This is a genomic window from Micromonospora carbonacea, assembly GCF_014205165.1.
GTDB classification, from domain to species: domain Bacteria; phylum Actinomycetota; class Actinomycetes; order Mycobacteriales; family Micromonosporaceae; genus Micromonospora; species Micromonospora carbonacea.
In genome coordinates, this window is sequence record NZ_JACHMZ010000001.1 from 7,082,263 (window position 1) to 7,097,498 (window position 15,236).

Consider the following 15,236-nt stretch of genomic DNA (forward strand, 5'->3'; position numbering starts at 1 on the left):
TCGGGCCCGGTGGGCCCGTGTCCGTCGCACCGTGTCGGGTCTTCGTCTCGCCCTCAATCTTACTGTGCGCAGACGACAGAACCGCCACTCGGCACCCCTTCGCGGCGGCTGAGAACTCCGTAGCCGGCCGATCCGCGCCACCCGCGACTCCCCCTACACGCGAGCCCCGGATCGGGTGGCGGCGCCGCCGCCGGGACGCGGGGGGGTCGGGGTCGCGGCGGGAGGGACGGTGGGCGTAGGTTTGCGGCGCCCAGCGTGGCTGGTCTTGATCTTTTCCGGTCGGAACCGGACGATCGACCCGAACGCTTCGACACGTGCTCTCAAGGGGTGACGCCAGATGGGGCTGGACAACGTCGCGGTGCACTGGCCGCGGACCGGCCGCTTCTACGATCCGGTCGCACCGGCCGAGTTCGTCGACTTCGGCGAGATCGTCGACCTGCCGCGGATCTCCGCGCCGACGGCGGCCCTCGCCGAACACATCGCCAAGACCGGCACGGTCCGGGCGACCGCGTACACGGAGCTGGTCGACCTGCTGCTCGGGCTGGAGAATGTGCTCTACGCCACGGAGGCCGCCGCCGAGGACGAGGACCCGGTGATCGACCCGGACGGCTGCGCCTGGATCGCCGGCGGGATCGAGCGCTTCGTGGCCGGGCACCGGCCGCACGGGGAGACGGTCACCTTCGACTCGGTCAGCACCGTGCTGCGCGGGCTGCTCGGCGACGGCCGCCTCGCCGAGCAGCAGTTGCGCTGGCTCGACACCCGCCTCGACGCCCTGCGCGACGAGAACGGCGACCCGCCGCAGTGGGACTTCACCTGTGCCGAGCTGGGCGTGCTCGCGGCCTTCTACCGCCGCTGCGCCGACCGGGGCTTCGCCGTCTACGCCGACGCCTGACCCGCCCGGGGCCCGTCGGGCGGCCCGGGGCGTCAGCCGTACGTGTCGCGGGGGCCCCGGCCCCGCACGCGGCGCGGCCCCCGGGACCAGGACGGCGCGGCCGGCCCGTGGATGTGCAGCTTGCGCACCACGTTGTGGCCCACCTCGCTGGCGATCTGCCGGAGCAGGGAGGCGGCGAGCAGCCGCAGCTGGGTCGCCCACGCAGTGGACCGGGCCTCGACGGTCAGCTCGCCGTCCTCCAGCTTGACCGGGCGGCTGTTCTGGGCCACCTCGGGGCCGACGACCCGCTCCCACGCGCCGAACACGGTCGCCTCGGCGGCCGGCTGTTCCCAGCCGCGCGCCTTCATCAGCCGGCCCAGCACGACGCCCAGCGGCTGCGGGTCGCGGGGGTCCGGACCGGGCCCGGAGTAGCCGCGTAGCCGCCGGCCGCCCTCGCCGTCGCCGGAGACGACGCTGCGCCGACGGGTCTTGGCCGCCGCCTCGCGGCGGGCCCGCGCGGCGTCCAGGACCGCCCGGGCCAGCTCCGGTCCCGCCGCCCCGGCGGGCGCGTCGCCGCCGCCCTCGGCGGCCGGGTCGGCGGAGCGTCCGGTCCCGTCGGCCGCCCGGCCAGCACCACGGCGTGCGCCGCCGCCCCGGGCTGTGGCGTCCCGACCGCCCGCCCCGACAGCGGGGGTACGCGGCCCGAGCCGGGCCGGCGGCAGCTCCTGCTCATCCGGCACGGCGCACCTCCCCCTCCCCGACCGAGTAGCGGACGCCGTGCAGGCCGGCCGGCACGTCGTCGTCGACGGCGCAGGTCACCAGCAGTTGGCTCGCCCCGCCGACCAGCCCCGCCAGCCGCTCGCGGCGGCCCGCGTCGAGCTCGGCGAAGACGTCGTCGAGCACCAGCACGGGCTCGATGCCGTCGGAGCGGAGCAGGTCGTATCCGGCCAGTCGCAGGGCCAGGGCGAACGACCAGGACTCGCCGTGGCTGGCGTACCCCTTGGCGGGCAGCGGGCCGAGGGTGAGGGCCAGGTCGTCGCGGTGCGGGCCGACGAGCGTGGTGCCGCGCTCCACCTCGGCGGACCGGGACTCGGCCAGCGCCGCGAGCAGCGCCTCGGCCAGCGCCGCCCGGTCCGCCACCGGGTCGGCCAGCTCCACCGACGGCCGGTACGCGATCCCCGCCGCGCCCTTGCCGGCGGCGACCGCGTCGTAGGCCTTGGTGACGTGCGGGCCGAGCGCGGCGACGAGTTCCAGCCTGCCGGCGAGCAGTTCGGCACCGTGCCGGGCGAGGTGGGTGTCCCAGACGGCGAGGGTGGACAGGTCGCCGCCGCGCGACCCGCCGGTCTTCCGGGCCAGGTACGCGGTCCGCAGCAGCGCGTTGCGCTGCTTGACGACCCGTTCGTAGTCGGCGCGCACCCCGGCGTACCGGGGTTGGCGGCTGACCAGCAGGTCGTCGAGGTAGCGGCGGCGTTCTCCCGGGTCGCCACGGACGAGTTCCAGGTCCTCCGGGGCGAACAGCACCAGGCGCAGCGCGCCGAGGACGTCGCGGGCCCGCCGGGCCTGTGAACGGCCCAACCGCGCCCGGTTGGCCTTGCCGGGGACGATCTCCAGCTCGACCAGCAGCTCCCGCCCGTCGTGCGCCACCGCGCAGCGGATCACGGCCGAGGTGGCCCCCAGCCGGACCAGCGGGGCGTCCGTGGCGACCCGGTGCGAGCCCAGGGTCGCCACGTAGCCGAGCGCCTCGACGAGGTTGGTCTTGCCGGTGCCGTTGGCGCCGACCAGCACGTTGGGGCCGGGTTCGAGGTCGACGGCGACCCGCTCGTAGGAGCGGAAGTCGACCAGTTCGAGCCGGCGGACGTACACGGGTGGTGGACGCCGCTCAGCGCTTGTGGACGGCGTGGCCGCCGAACTGCTGGCGCAGGGCGGCGACCGCCTTCATGGCGGGGGAGTCCTCCTGCCGGGAGGTGAACCGGGCGAACAGCGAGGCGGCGATGACGTTCAGCGGCACGGCCAGGCGGATGGCCTCGTCGACCGTCCACCGGCCCTCGCCGGTGTCCTCCGTGTAGCCGCTGAGGTCGGACAGGTCCGGGTCCTCGTCGAGGGCCCGGTCGAGCAGGTCGAGCAGCCAGGACTGGACGACGGTGCCCTCGCGCCAGGACTTGAACACGCCCGGCACGTTGGTGACCAGCTCGGACTTGGTCAGCAGCTCGTAGCCCTCGGCGTAGGCGTGCATGAGGCCGTACTCGATGCCGTTGTGCACCATCTTGGCGTAGTGGCCGGCGCCGACGGGGCCGGCGTGCACGAAGCCGTGCTCGCCGGCCGGCTTGAGCGCCTCGAAGATCGGCATCAGCCGGTGGACGTGCTCCTGCGCGCCGCCGACCATCAGGGCGTAGCCGTTCTCCTTGCCCCAGACCCCGCCGGAGACGCCGACGTCGAGGTAACCGATGCCGCGGGTGGCGAGGCGCTCGGCCCGGGGGGCGTCGTCGCTGAACCGGGAGTTGCCGCCGTCGATGATGAGGTCGCCGTCGCCGAGGTGCTCGGCGACGGCGTCGATGGTGGTGTCGGTGACGCCGGCGGGGACCATCACCCAGACGGCCCGGGGGCCGTCGAGCTTCTCGGCCAGCTCGGCCAGGCTCGTGACGTCGCTGCGGTCGGCGTTGCGGTCGTAGCCGACCACCTCGTGACCGGCGGCGCGCAGCCGCTCGCGCATGTTGCCGCCCATGCGGCCGAGTCCTACGAGGCCGAGCTGCATGTGTTCCTACCTCCGCTGCGTCCGGGTCGGGTGTGCGCGATCAGCGGGAGACGCGGATCGGCATGATGAGGTACCGGTACCCGGGGATGACCTCGCCATCCTCGCCTGCGGGGGAAATCACCGCCGGCTTGAAGGCGTCGACGAACGCGAGCTGCGCGAACTGGGCTCCCAGGTTGGCGAGCCCGTCGATGAGGTACTGCGGATTGAAGCCGATGGTCAGCGGGTCGCCGGTGAAGGTGGCCTCCATGGCCTCGCTGGCCCGCGCCTCCTCGGTGCCGCCCGCCTCCACCACGAGGCCGTCGCTGCTGAAGCTGAGCAGCACGGGGGTGGTGCGCTCGGCGACCAGCGCCACCCGCTTGACGACCTCGATGAGGGTGCTCACGGCGAGGCGGGCCTCGGCGTTGTGGCTGGCGGGGAAGAGCGACCGCACCGGCGGGTAGTTCGCGCCGTCGAGCAGCCGGCTGGTGGTGCGCCGGGTGCCGCCGGAGAAGCCGATCATGCCCTCGCCGGCGGCCCCCTGGGAGAGGGCCATCGTCACGTGGCCGCCGAGCGGGCCGAGGGCCTTGGCGGTGTCGTGCAGGGTGCGCGCCGGCACCAGGGCGTTGACGCTCACGTCCGGGTCGTCCGGGTGCCACTCCATCTCGCGCAGGGCGAGGCGGTAGCGGTCGGTGGCGAGCATGGCCAGGTTGCCGCCGGAGAGCTCGATGCGGACGCCGGTCATCATCGGCAGCGTCTCGTCCCGACCGGCGGCGACGGCGACCTGGGCGACGGCGGCGGCGAACGCGGCCGCGTCGACCGTGCCGGTGCTCTCCGGCATCTCGGGCAGGGCGGGATAGTCCTCCACCGGCATGGTGGGCAGGGTGAACCGGGCGCTGCCGCAGACCAGTTCGAGGTGCGCGCCGACCGCGGCGATGTCCACCGGCTTCGCCGGGAGCGCCTTGGTGATCTCGGCGAGCAGCCGGCCGGAGACCAGGGCGGCCCCGTCGGCGTCGCCCTGCACCTCGACGGTCACCTGGCTGGAGACCTCGTAGTCGAAGCCGGAGACCTGCAGGTTGCCGTCGGTCACCCGGAGCATCACGCCGGCCAGGACTGGCACGGACGGCCGGTTGGGCAGGCTCTTCGCGGTCCACGCCACGGCCTCGGCGAGCGCGTCGCGCTCCACTCGGAACTTCATCAATGCCTCCGCGTCGACGTCAGCGACAACTCTCTCATGCCGACCGCTGCCCACCGTCCCGCCCGACTGTGCGGGTTCCCATCGCACCTTAGGGCGCGCGGGCATCGGCTGTGCGCCCGACCCCGTGGATCGGGCCGGTGCCGGAGCGACCGTCTCCGGCCGTTCCGGCCCCATCCACAGGAAGTCCAACGGTGATGATTGGTTTTTGTTCTCTTAGAAGAACAAACTCATCGTCTTCGTAGCACCTGTGCAAACTGTGGAAAACCCGCGTCTGCGCAGGTCAGACACGTTATCCACCGGTGGTTAGCCTGTGGAGAACCCGGGGGGAAACCCGGCCGGTCGTCCACAGGCCCGCCGATCCACCGAGTTGTCCACCGCCGTCCACCGGTTATCCACCGGTTATCCACCGACTTTCTCCCCAGTCCTGTGGACGGGCCGTAACGGTCTTCACGTCGTTGTCCCCAGAACCTTCAACAGGAAGCCCACAGCCCTCCGCCCGCCTGTGGGCGACGGGCGTCGTCGTCCACAGCCGTCCACAGGCGTCCACAGGACCGTCCCCAGGGTTTGTCCACAGCCTGTGGGTAACCGAGGTCGGACCGTGCGTAGTTTTCCACCGCCGGTGGACAACCGGCTGTGGACAGCGTGTGGAAACTGTGGACGGGCATGCGCCGATCCTGGGGCCTGAACCGGGTCGAGGGTCAACACGAGGCGTCCCGGCACGCCTGTGGACGACGGCTCCGGGGGTGGGAAGTGACCGGCGTCACGGCGATCCGGGTGGTCGGGCGCGGGGGTCGACGCCGCCCCGGAATGCGAGAACGCCCGGCCGTGGTCGGCCGGGCGTCGGTCGCCGCTGCGGGCGAGGGCGTGGTGGGCGTACGCCTCAGGTGGTCTGCTTGATCCGGTTGGTCAGCTCGGCGATCTGGTTGTAGAGCGAGCGGCGCTCCGCCATCTGCTGACGGATCTTGCGGTCGGCGTGCATGACGGTCGTGTGGTCCCGACCGCCGAACGCCTGCCCGATCCGGGGCAGCGACAGGTCGGTCAGCTCCCGGCACAGGTACATGGCGACCTGGCGGGCGTTGACCAGCACCCGGGAGCGGGAGTGGCCGCGCAGGTCCTCCAGGCTGACCCCGAAGTAGTCGGCGGTGGAGACCATGATCTGGTCGGCGGTGATCTCGGGGCCGGCGCCGTCGGGGATGAAGTCCCGCAGCACCTCCTCGGCCAGCGACAGCTCGACGGTGGACCGGGTGAGGCTGGCGAACGCGGTGACCCGGATCAGCGCCCCCTCCAGCTCCCGGATCGAGTTCGACACCCGGGACGCGATGAACTCCAGCACGTCCGGCGGCGCGTAGAGCCGCTCCTGGGCCGCCTTCTTCTGCAGGATCGCGATCCGGGTCTCCAGGTCGGGCGGCTGGATGTCGGCCAGCAGCCCCCACTCGAACCGGGTGCGCAGCCGGTCCTCCAGCGTCGCGAGCTGCTTCGGCGAGCGGTCGGAGGTGACGACGATCTGCTTGTTGGCGTTGTGCAGCGTGTTGAAGGTGTGGAAGAACTCCTCCTGGGTCCGCTCGCGGTTCTCCAGGAACTGGATGTCGTCGATCAGCAGGATGTCGACGTCGCGGTAGCGGCGCTGGAACGCGCTCGTCTTGTCGTCGCGGACCGAGTTGATGAAGTCGTTGGTGAACTCCTCGGTCGAGACGTACCGGACCGAGCGGGCGTTGCCGAGCGTCGTGGCGTAGTGGCCGATGGCGTGCAGCAGGTGTGTCTTGCCCAGCCCCGAGCTGCCGTAGATGAACAGCGGGTTGTACGCCTTCGCCGGCGACTCGGCGACCGCGACGGACGCGGCGTGCGCGAACCGGTTGGACGAGCCGATGACGAACGTCTCGAACATGTACTTCGGGTTGAGCCGGTTCCCCCCGGTCTCCGCCCCGCCGGGCAGCCGCCGGTCGTCCCGGCCGCCCGGACGGTGATCCATGCCACTGCGACCCGGTCCGCTGTCGGTGCCGCCGTCGCGCGGCAGCCGCTGGGGCCCCGGCCCGGCGGCCGCCGGGTACCGCACGTCGTAGGGCCGGGCCCCGCCGCCGACGTCGAGCCGGGGCCGCTCCTCGAAGCCGCGGCGGTCGGCGCCGGGCAGCAGCGGTTCGGCGAAGGCGTCGCCGAACAGGGGCTCCTGGGCGTCGCGGGCGGCCGGGACGAGCCCGGGGCGGTGCCCCTCGTCGGCGGGGGCCGGCCCCGCCTGCCCGGGCTCCGCGTCCCCGGGCCCGGGATGCCCGGGGGCGTCGCCCTGACCCGGGCGGGGTGGCCGCGCGTGGTCGACGCCCGACTCGTCGTGACCGGGGTGGGCCGGGGCGGGAAAGCCGAGCGCCGGCCCACCCCGGCCCGCGCCGGGCTCGTCGTAGCCCCGGGGGTCGAACGCCGGCGGGACGGCGAAGCCGACGGACCCGTCGAGGGCGGGCTGTTCGCCCGGACCGCCGTCCGGGGCGCTGCGGTAGACCGTGCCGGCGGGGCGGCCCGAGGGGTCCTCGGCGACCCGGACGGTCACCGCCACCTGGATCGGGCGGCCCAGCCGCCGGGTCAGCGCCTCGGTGATGGCCGGGCGCAGCCGGGACTCGATCACGTCGCGGGTGAAGGCGTCGGGCACGGAGAGCAGGGCGGTGTCCTCGACGATCGCGCGGAGCCGGGTGAGCCGCAGGTACGCGCGTTGCTGCGCGGAGATGATCTCGTCGGCGAGTTCGTCCGTGGTCGCCGTCCACACCGCGGCTAGGTCGGTCGTACCGGCCACCGTCGTGCCACCCCCCTCGCTTCTGCTCCCGACCGCCGCGGTGGTCCAGCCGGACGACTCACCGGCCGTCGTCCACAAGTTATCCACAGCCTGTGTGTACTGACCGATTGTGGCCCCCCGCCCGAAGCGGGTGGGACCTGCCCCCTGTCTGAACGGGCGCTGAAGCGGGTTTCACCGTGCCGAACGATTCACTGCCTGGTCGGGTCTTGCCCGAGTCCGGTCCTGCTCGACGACGACCGTCTCGCCCGACGACGGGAACGGGGCGACGACGCCGACCGCAAACGCGCACGCTAACAGCGCGGGGCCGGGGCCATCAACCGTCGACGCGGTGGCGCCCTTGGCGACATCAGTGAAAAGCAGCGCTTCGGTCGTGGTCAGGGGCGTTGCGGGATGTTTGACGCTCATTGCCCCGCTGCGTAGGCTGGAACGGCTGCTCTGCCGCCCTCTGCTAGGGTGGTGCGTGCTTGCTGTCCGCGGTCGCCTGCCCCGCATCGTCGAGGTCCCGCGCCGCCGGGCAGCACCGATCGGGGGCCACCGCCGAGGTGGCCTGGACCACCACACGACCCCGGCGGTCCTGCGCCCGGGGCGTACGAAAACGGAGAGCCTGACGTGAGCAAGCGCACCTACCAGCCGAACAACCGCCGGCGCGCGAAGACCCACGGCTTCCGGCTGCGCATGCGCACCCGGGCCGGCCGCGCCATCATCTCGACCCGTCGCGCCAAGGGCCGCACCCGCCTGTCGGCCTGAGGCCGACCGAGGCCGGTCCGGGGGACGTGGGCAGTCGTGCTGGCCGCCGCGCAACGACTGCGGCGCAGCAGTGACTTCGCCGCAGCGGTCCGGGCTGGTCGCCGGGCGGGCCGTGGCGTGCTCGTCGTCCACCTGACCCTGCCCGGCACATCGGGGACACCGACGGACGTCTCGCCGGAGCCGGCGCGGACCACCGCTGCGGAGCACACCGCCGCAGCGACCCGCGCCGGCTTCGTCGTGTCCAAGGCCGTCGGCCCGGCCGTGGTCCGTAACGCGGTCCGGCGTCGGTTGCGGCACCTGGTCCGCGAGCGGCTCGCGGCCCTGCCCGAAGGCAGCACCCTGGTCGTACGGGCACTCCCGGCCGCAGCCGAGGCGTCCTACCCCCGGCTCGGGGCCGACCTCGACGCGGCGATCGCCGCAGCCCGCGCCCCCCGGGGGCGGCGGCCCCGATGAGCAGCGATTCCACCGCTTCGCGGCCGACGGGCTTGGGTGCCCGGGTGCTGACCGGCCCCATCGTCGCGTACCGTCGTTGGATAAGCCCGGCGCTGCCGGCCCGCTGTCGGTTCTACCCGTCGTGCAGTGCGTACGCCCTTGAGGCCGTGGCCCGGCACGGCGCGATCCGGGGGGTCGGCCTGACGGTCCGACGGTTGTTGCGCTGCCACCCCTTTCACCCTGGTGGACACGACCCGGTGCCCGAGCCGGGCGGTCGCCGCCGTGCCGAAGTGACTGGAGCCTGAGAATTGTTCAGTCTGGACTGGATCTACTACGCGATCTCGTGGATCCTGCTGACCTGGCACTCGGCCTGGGACGCCATCGGAGTGCCGGTCGACGCGGTGATCGGGACGAACTGGGCCTGGATCCTGGCCATCGTCTTCCTGGTGGTCACCGTCCGGGTGATCCTGTTCCCGGTCTTCGTCAAGCAGATCAAGTCCCAGCGGGCCATGCAGGCGCTCCAGCCCAAGGTGAAGGAGCTCCAGGAGAAGCACAAGGGTGACCGGGAGACGCTCCAGAAGGAGATGATGGAGCTCTACCGGAAGGAAAAGGCCAACCCGCTCATGGGCTGCCTTCCGATGTTCCTCCAGATCCCGGTCTTCCTCGGCCTCTTCCACGTGCTGCGCCGCCTCGACCCCGCCAAGGTCAACAAGACGCTCTACGGCTGGACGGTCGAGCAGTTCGACAGCGCCTCCAGCGCCAAACTCTTCACCGCGCCGATCGCCGGCAAGTTCGGCTCGACGGCCGACGAGCTGGCCCGCCTCGGGGCCAACGGCACCACCGTGAAGGTGATCGCCGGCATCCTGGTCCTGGTGATGATGGGCACCACCTACCTCACCAGCCGCCAGATGATCCTCAAGACCGGCTGGGCGGAGGACCCGCAGCAGAAGATGGTGCAGCGTCTGATGCTCTACGGCATCCCGCTGTCGCTGCTCGTCTCCGGCGCGATCTTCCCCATCGGTGTGATCATCTACTGGGTCACGAACAACCTCTTCACCCTCGGCCAGCAGCAGTGGGTGCTGCGCAAGTACCCGCCGCCGCCCACCCCGGGCCGCACCGGCGTCAAGTCCACCAGCCCGGTCCAGCCGGCCAAGACCGCCGGCCTGTTCGGTCGCAAGGCCGCCCCCGCCCCGGTCAAGCAGGCCCCGGCGACGCCGAAGGTCGCCGGCCCGAAGCCGGGCGCCAAGCCGGTCAACCCGAAGAAGAGCGGCCCGGCCAAGCGCCAGGGCTGACGCCTCCCCCGTCCGCGCCGGCCGCCCGGCGCGGACGGGACCGGGCCCTGGCCGCCGTCCGTGGGGCAGCGCCGGGCCCGACCCACCGCGCGCAGCGCGGCCGCGGGCGACAGCCGCCCGTACAGACGTGCCCGTGGGCACCGGCGACCTCCCGCCGGCCCCGGGGAACCAGCGGACCCGACGGTCCGGCCGAGCGAGTACGGAGATGAGACCGTGACCGAGACCAGCATCCCCAGCGCTGACAAGTCAGTGGACGAGGAGAGCGCGCCGATCGAGGCCACCGACGACACCGAGGAGGAGGCCGAGACCGGGGCCGCCCCCCGGGAGAAGAAGGCGCCGGCCGAGAGCGAGCTGTTCCGGCAGAGCGAGATCGCCGCCGACTACGTCGAGGGGCTGCTCGACATCCTCGACTACGACGGGGACATCGACGAGCTGGTGTCCGGTGGGCGTCCGGTGGTCGAGGTCGTTGGCGGCCGGTTGCAGAACCTGGTCGGGCAGCGCGGGGCCACCCTGGAGGCGCTCCAGGAGCTGGCCCGGCTGGCGGTGTTCCGGCAGACCGGGACCCCGAGCCGGCTGCTGCTCGACGTCGGCGGATACCGCGCCACCCGGCGCAAGGAGCTCGCCGCCGTCGCCAAGAACGCGGTGGAGAAGGTCAAGGAGTACGGGGAGCCGGTGCGGCTCGAACCGATGTCCGCCTTCGAGCGTAAGTGCGTCCACGACGTCGTCAACGCGATGAGCGGCGTGGAGAGCGAGTCCGAGGGCGTCGAGCCGAACCGTCGCATCGTCGTCCGGCCCGCGGACTGACCGGGTGACCCACGACGACACCACGGCTGACACCGTGTCCGGCCCGGGCGGCGCGCTGCCCGGGCCGTCGCCTGCCCGGCCCGGGTCGGCCGACGAGGTGCCCCGCGCCGGGGCCGCGCCGTCCGGCGTGACCGCACCGGTCCCCGGGGACGATTCGCCCCACCCGACCGGAGAGACGCCGGATCCGGCGGCCGCGACGCTGCCGCCGGAGCTGGCGGAAGCCGCCCGTGCCCTCTTCGGCGACCGGCTCGACCTCGCCGCCGCGTACGCGGAAGTGCTCGCCACCGACGGGGTGGTCCGCGGCCTGATCGGGCCACGGGAGGCGCCGCGGATCTGGGACCGGCACCTGCTCAACTGCGCCGCGGTGGCGGAACGGATCCCGCCGGACGCGTCGGTGCTCGACGTCGGCTCGGGTGCCGGCCTGCCCGGGCTGGTGTTGGCCATCGCGCGGCCTGACCTGACGGTCACCCTGGTCGAGCCGCTGTCCCGCCGCACCTCGTTCCTCGTCGAGGTGGTCGAGGAGTTGGGGCTGGCGAAGACGGTCCGCGTCTTCCGGGGGCGGGCCGAGGAGGCGGCGACCGGCTCCACCGGGGTCGGTCCCTTCAGCGCGGACGTCGTGACCGCCCGCGCCGTCGCCCCGCTCGACCGCCTCGCCGCGTGGTGCCTGCCGCTGACCGTGCGCGGGGGGCGGCTGGTGGCCATGAAGGGTGTGTCCGCCGCCGAGGAGATCGCGGAACACGCCGAGGCCGTCGCGAAGCTGGGCGGCGGCGAGCCGAGCGTGCAGCTCTGCGGGGTCGGCGTGATCGAGCCGCCGGCGACGGTGGTGGAGATCGTGCGTGAGCGGGTGGTGAACCAGCCCCGCGTCAAGTCGGCGGCGAAGCGCTCGCGCGGCGGGCGTCGCCGGGGCCGCTGAGCCCGCTTCCTCCCCTCGGTCGGCTTCCCACCGCAGCTCGGGTCGTTGATCCGGGTGCGGATACGCGCGGCCGGGAAAACCCGGCGTGGACCGGCCGCGCCCGTCCGCCGTAGGCTGACCGCGCGTCGATAGTGTGGAGCGGACGGCATCTGGCCGCCAGGGGGTCCCGGCCGCTCCCGCCGGGCCGTAGGCTCCGTGATGCGAATGAGCGTGGCCAAGACGACGGGGTGCGGACCGACCATCCGGAGCGGGTAGGGATGACAGGTGCATGACGACGGCAGGTACGACGATCCACGGGTGAACGGGCGCGGAGAACGGTCCGCAGTTGGCCCTGTTTCACGTGAAACAGGCGCGCCCGGCTGGCCCGGTGACCCGTACGGGGCTGCGGCGTACCCGCACGGCAGCGACCCCGTTCCCCGCGGCGACGCCCCGCCAGCCGGCCCCGGCGCGGGAGGCGGTGCCGCCTCGCAGGCGGAGGCGACCGGGACGGTGTACGGCAGGGCCGGTCAACCCGGCGATGCTCCGGAGGCCGACCGTCCCGATCCCGGGTTCTCCGCTCACGTCGGGTCGACACCCCGGCCCGCCGCCGTCCTGCCCCAGCAGTCCGCACCGCACGTGGTGCCCGGCGCGACCCCGAGGGCCGCCGTTCCAGTCGACACGCCGGCGTCGCCGGGCGGAGCCTATGGCGCCGAACCGGCCGATGCCGCGTACGTTTCACGTGAAACCCCGACGCGCGAAGAGGATGACCCACCGTTGGCTATGGAGGCAATGCGCGCCGTGCAGATCCTTAATCCGAGTGGCGAGGTGACCATGCCGCGTCCGGAGCGGACCCGGGTGATGTGCGTCGCCAACCAGAAGGGCGGCGTGGGGAAGACCACGACCACGGTGAACCTGGCGGTGGCGCTCGCCCTGCACGGCAACCGGGTCCTCGTGGTCGACCTCGACCCGCAGGGCAACGCGTCGACCGGGCTGAACGTCCCGCACCACACCGGGGTGCCGGACGTCTACGACTGCCTGATCAACAGCGTTCCCCTGGAGGAGGTGGCCCAGGGCGTCGAGGGCATCCCCAACCTGTGGTGCGTGCCGGCCACGATCGACCTGGCGGGCGCGGAGATCGAGCTGGTGTCGGTCGTCGCCCGTGAGTCGCGGCTGTCCCGGGCGATCGAGGCCTACCCCGGCCACTTCGACTACGTCTTCATCGACTGCCCGCCGTCGCTGGGCCTGCTCACCGTCAACGCGCTGGTGGCCGCGCAGGAGGTGCTCATCCCCATCCAGTGCGAGTACTACGCGCTGGAAGGGCTGAACCAGCTGATCAACAACATCAACCTGGTCCGGAAGCACCTCAACCCCAGGCTCGACGTCTCCACCATCCTGCTCACCATGTACGACCGGCGGACGCGGCTGGCCGACGCGGTGGAGCAGGACGTCCGGAACCACTTCGGCGACAAGGTCCTCCAGGCGGTGATTCCCCGCAACGTCAGGGTCTCCGAGGCACCGAGTTACGGCCAGTCGGTCATGACCTACGATCCCGGATCACGGGGGGCGACGAGTTACTTCGAAGCCGCCCAGGAGATCGCCGAGCGTGGGGTCAAGGAGCCGGTGAGCCGGAATGCGTAGTGGTGCGGACAAGTCGCTGGGAGGCATCGTATGAAGAACCGTCCTCGGGGCGGTCTGGGTCGAGGGCTCGGGGCACTGATCCCCACCGGCCCGGTCCAGCCCGTCGAGACGACGACGGCGATGCCCGAAGACGACGAGGCATTCGTCCCGGCCTCGGCGCCGGCCCCGGTGATGACGCCGGCCGACGTCGAAGTCGCCGCGGCCGTGCCGCTGTCCGAGCCGCAACTCAGCCCGGTGCCCGGTGCCCGGTTCGCCGAAGTGCCGGTCGATGCGATCGTCCCCAACCCGAAGCAACCTCGCCAGGTCTTCGACGAGGACGCCCTGGAGGAGCTGAAGACCTCCATCCAGGAGGTCGGCTTCCTCCAGCCGATCGTGGTGCGGGCCCTGGACGGCGAGAAGTACGAGCTCGTCATGGGCGAGCGCCGGTGGCGGGCGGCGCAGGCGGTCGGCCGGGAGAACATTCCCGCCATCGTCCGGGACACCCGCGACGACGCCATGCTCCGGGACGCGCTGCTGGAGAACATCCACCGGGCCAACCTCAACCCGCTGGAGGAGGCCGCCGCATACCAGCAACTGCTGGAGGAGTTCGGCGCGACCCACGAGGAACTGGCCCGCCGGATCGGCCGGAGCCGCCCCCAGATCTCCAACACCATCCGGCTGCTGAACCTGCCCGCGCAGGTGCAGCGGCGCGTCGCCGCCGGGCTGCTCTCCGCCGGCCACGCCCGCGCGCTGCTGAGCCTGGACGAGGCGCAGGCGCAGGAGCAACTCGCGGCGCGCATCGTCGCCGAAGGGCTCTCCGTCCGCTCGACCGAGGAGATCGTCGCGCTGGCCCTGGCGGACGGGCCGGCGAAGGCCCCGGCCGCGAAGCGGCGGACCACGGCGCACGCCCCGGCCCTCACGGACCTCGCGGACCGGCTCTCCGACCGGTTCGACACCCGGGTGAAGGTGGACATCGGCCGGAGCAAGGGCAAGATCACCATCGAGTTCGCCACGGTCGACGACCTGGAGCGAATCGTCGGCATCATCGGGGTCGGCCAGGAGGAGGAGACCCCCGAGGACTGAGCCCGCCCCTGCCCGCCCGTCGGCCGCGCCGTCCCACCCGGGACGACGCGGCCGACGCGTCCCGGGCGACTGCGCCGGGCAGGGCTGCCGTCGGGGCGGGCGGGACCGCCGGGCCGCGCTGCGGGACACCGCCGCGATGAGCGCGTAGGCGGCGTCGATGCGGAACGCCCCGGCCGTCCTGCGGAGCGCCGCCTGTGGCGGGGCATCCCCCGCATCGGCCGGTGCCAGGCGACCCGGGCATGTTGCTGGGGCGGTGAAGGGTTCGCCACCCTCGCCCCGGCCCTTCCTCCGGTGCGGCGAGGTCCGCGCGTCGCGGTTGCCGGCGCGTTCCACGTGAAACCTTCCGGCCGTCGGTGGGCGGGCTCGGTCCCACGATGCCAGGAGACGGGACAGGCCCGGCCGGCGATCGGCTCCGGGCTCATGGGGTACGGCCACAGCGTTGGCGACGGTCGTTGGCGACAGGGCGAGCCGGTGCGCCTCTCGGCCGGCCCTGGCGCCCTGTCGGCGACATGGGGGTGTCCCGAGGCCCCGGACACCGCAACGTCGCCGACAGGGCGGCGGGCCGCCGGGCGACCCCGGACGCCACCCGCAGTCCGCTCGCCCAGCAGGCACCGAATAGCACCCGCAGCGCCGCCCGGCCGGGTCCCGGAGCCAGGTACCGGGTCCGGGCCGGCCCCGGGCCGAACACCGCCTCCCGGACGCGGCGTCCCGGCTCTACCCTGCCGGTGGACTCCGTATGGCCGCCCAGTCGGCGCGCGCACCCGTTTGCCTCGGTCCTGCCGCCCGCTGGTTCCAC

15 protein-coding genes are annotated in these 15,236 nt (G+C 73.1%); 9 read left to right on the top strand and 6 right to left on the bottom strand.

Annotation, left to right across the window (positions count from 1 at the left end; genetic code table 11):
- Window positions 1-337 precede the first annotated feature (337 nt).
- Entirely contained in the window at window positions 338-892 is a 555-nt protein-coding gene (locus HDA31_RS29810; RefSeq protein ID WP_074478268.1) for a hypothetical protein, read from the top strand.
- Window positions 893-924: 32 nt separating this feature from the next.
- Here HDA31_RS29810 and HDA31_RS29815 read toward each other — a convergent pair whose 3' ends face one another.
- From HDA31_RS29815 to HDA31_RS29840, 6 genes are all read right to left on the bottom strand, one after another.
- Entirely contained in the window at window positions 925-1,611 is a 687-nt protein-coding gene (locus tag HDA31_RS29815) for a DciA family protein (protein WP_178062725.1), read from the bottom strand.
- Window positions 1,601-2,734, bottom strand: a complete 1,134-nt coding sequence (gene recF / locus HDA31_RS29820; RefSeq protein WP_178062724.1) for a DNA replication/repair protein RecF — start codon at window positions 2,732-2,734, stop codon at window positions 1,601-1,603. Before recF ends, HDA31_RS29815 begins: the two co-directional genes overlap by 11 nt.
- 16 nt (window positions 2,735-2,750) lie before the next feature.
- Window positions 2,751-3,623 carry a phosphogluconate dehydrogenase (NAD(+)-dependent, decarboxylating) gene (gnd, locus tag HDA31_RS29825; RefSeq protein WP_074478264.1) on the bottom strand — a complete coding sequence of 291 codons (873 nt, stop codon included), beginning with the start codon at window positions 3,621-3,623 and terminating at the stop codon, window positions 2,751-2,753.
- A gap of 40 nt (window positions 3,624-3,663) precedes the next feature.
- Window positions 3,664-4,797, bottom strand: a complete 1,134-nt coding sequence (gene dnaN / locus HDA31_RS29830; protein WP_074478262.1) for a DNA polymerase III subunit beta — start codon at window positions 4,795-4,797, stop codon at window positions 3,664-3,666.
- Window positions 4,798-5,677: 880 nt separating this feature from the next.
- Window positions 5,678-7,573 carry a chromosomal replication initiator protein DnaA gene (gene dnaA / locus HDA31_RS29835; RefSeq protein WP_178062723.1) on the bottom strand — a complete coding sequence of 632 codons (1,896 nt, stop codon included), beginning with the start codon at window positions 7,571-7,573 and terminating at the stop codon, window positions 5,678-5,680.
- 171 nt (window positions 7,574-7,744) lie between these two features.
- Entirely contained in the window at window positions 7,745-7,978 is a 234-nt protein-coding gene (locus tag HDA31_RS29840; RefSeq protein WP_141724021.1) for a hypothetical protein, read from the bottom strand.
- Window positions 7,979-8,182: 204 nt separating this feature from the next.
- Here HDA31_RS29840 and rpmH point away from each other — a divergent pair, with 204 nt between their 5' ends.
- The 8 genes from rpmH (at window position 8,183) to HDA31_RS29880 (ending at window position 14,440) form a co-directional block, all read left to right on the top strand.
- Complete coding sequence (gene rpmH / locus HDA31_RS29845; RefSeq protein WP_074478258.1) at window positions 8,183-8,320, top strand: 50S ribosomal protein L34; 138 nt, start codon at window positions 8,183-8,185, stop codon at window positions 8,318-8,320.
- A gap of 36 nt (window positions 8,321-8,356) precedes the next feature.
- Entirely contained in the window at window positions 8,357-8,773 is a 417-nt protein-coding gene (gene rnpA, locus HDA31_RS29850; RefSeq protein ID WP_074478256.1) for a ribonuclease P protein component, read from the top strand.
- Window positions 8,770-9,057 (top strand): membrane protein insertion efficiency factor YidD, encoded by a 288-nt coding sequence (gene yidD, locus HDA31_RS29855; RefSeq protein ID WP_074478254.1) that lies wholly within the window; start codon window positions 8,770-8,772, stop codon window positions 9,055-9,057. The genes rnpA and yidD overlap by 4 nt, the downstream gene beginning before the upstream one ends.
- Window positions 9,058-9,060: 3 nt before the next feature.
- Entirely contained in the window at window positions 9,061-10,044 is a 984-nt protein-coding gene (gene yidC, locus HDA31_RS29860; RefSeq protein ID WP_074478252.1) for a membrane protein insertase YidC, read from the top strand.
- Window positions 10,045-10,257: 213 nt separating this feature from the next.
- A complete protein-coding gene (locus HDA31_RS29865; protein WP_178066987.1) occupies window positions 10,258-10,848 on the top strand; it encodes a Jag family protein in 591 nt (196 codons plus the stop codon).
- A 199-nt stretch (window positions 10,849-11,047) separates the two neighbouring features.
- Window positions 11,048-11,761, top strand: coding sequence for a 16S rRNA (guanine(527)-N(7))-methyltransferase RsmG (gene rsmG / locus HDA31_RS29870; protein ID WP_178067963.1), 714 nt, complete (start codon window positions 11,048-11,050; stop codon window positions 11,759-11,761).
- Window positions 11,762-12,025: 264 nt separating this feature from the next.
- Window positions 12,026-13,378 carry a ParA family protein gene (locus HDA31_RS33260; protein ID WP_281370216.1) on the top strand — a complete coding sequence of 451 codons (1,353 nt, stop codon included), beginning with the start codon at window positions 12,026-12,028 and terminating at the stop codon, window positions 13,376-13,378.
- 30 nt (window positions 13,379-13,408) lie between these two features.
- Entirely contained in the window at window positions 13,409-14,440 is a 1,032-nt protein-coding gene (locus HDA31_RS29880; RefSeq protein WP_178066986.1) for a ParB/RepB/Spo0J family partition protein, read from the top strand.
- The last annotated feature ends 796 nt before the right edge of the window (window positions 14,441-15,236 follow it).

What these genes read in the sequence shown, in the direction of transcription:
- dnaN (WP_074478262.1), bottom strand. Translation starts at nt 4,797, where the DNA reads ATGAAGTTCCGAGTGGAGCGCGACGCGCTCGCCGAGGCCGTGGCGTGG.
- HDA31_RS29810 (WP_074478268.1), top strand. Translation starts at nt 338, where the DNA reads ATGGGGCTGGACAACGTCGCGGTGCACTGGCCGCGGACCGGCCGCTTC.
- yidD (WP_074478254.1), top strand. Translation starts at nt 8,770, where the DNA reads ATGAGCAGCGATTCCACCGCTTCGCGGCCGACGGGCTTGGGTGCCCGG.
- HDA31_RS29880 (WP_178066986.1), top strand. Translation starts at nt 13,409, where the DNA reads ATGAAGAACCGTCCTCGGGGCGGTCTGGGTCGAGGGCTCGGGGCACTG.
- gnd (WP_074478264.1), bottom strand. Translation starts at nt 3,623, where the DNA reads ATGCAGCTCGGCCTCGTAGGACTCGGCCGCATGGGCGGCAACATGCGC.
- HDA31_RS29840 (WP_141724021.1), bottom strand. Translation starts at nt 7,978, where the DNA reads ATGAGCGTCAAACATCCCGCAACGCCCCTGACCACGACCGAAGCGCTG.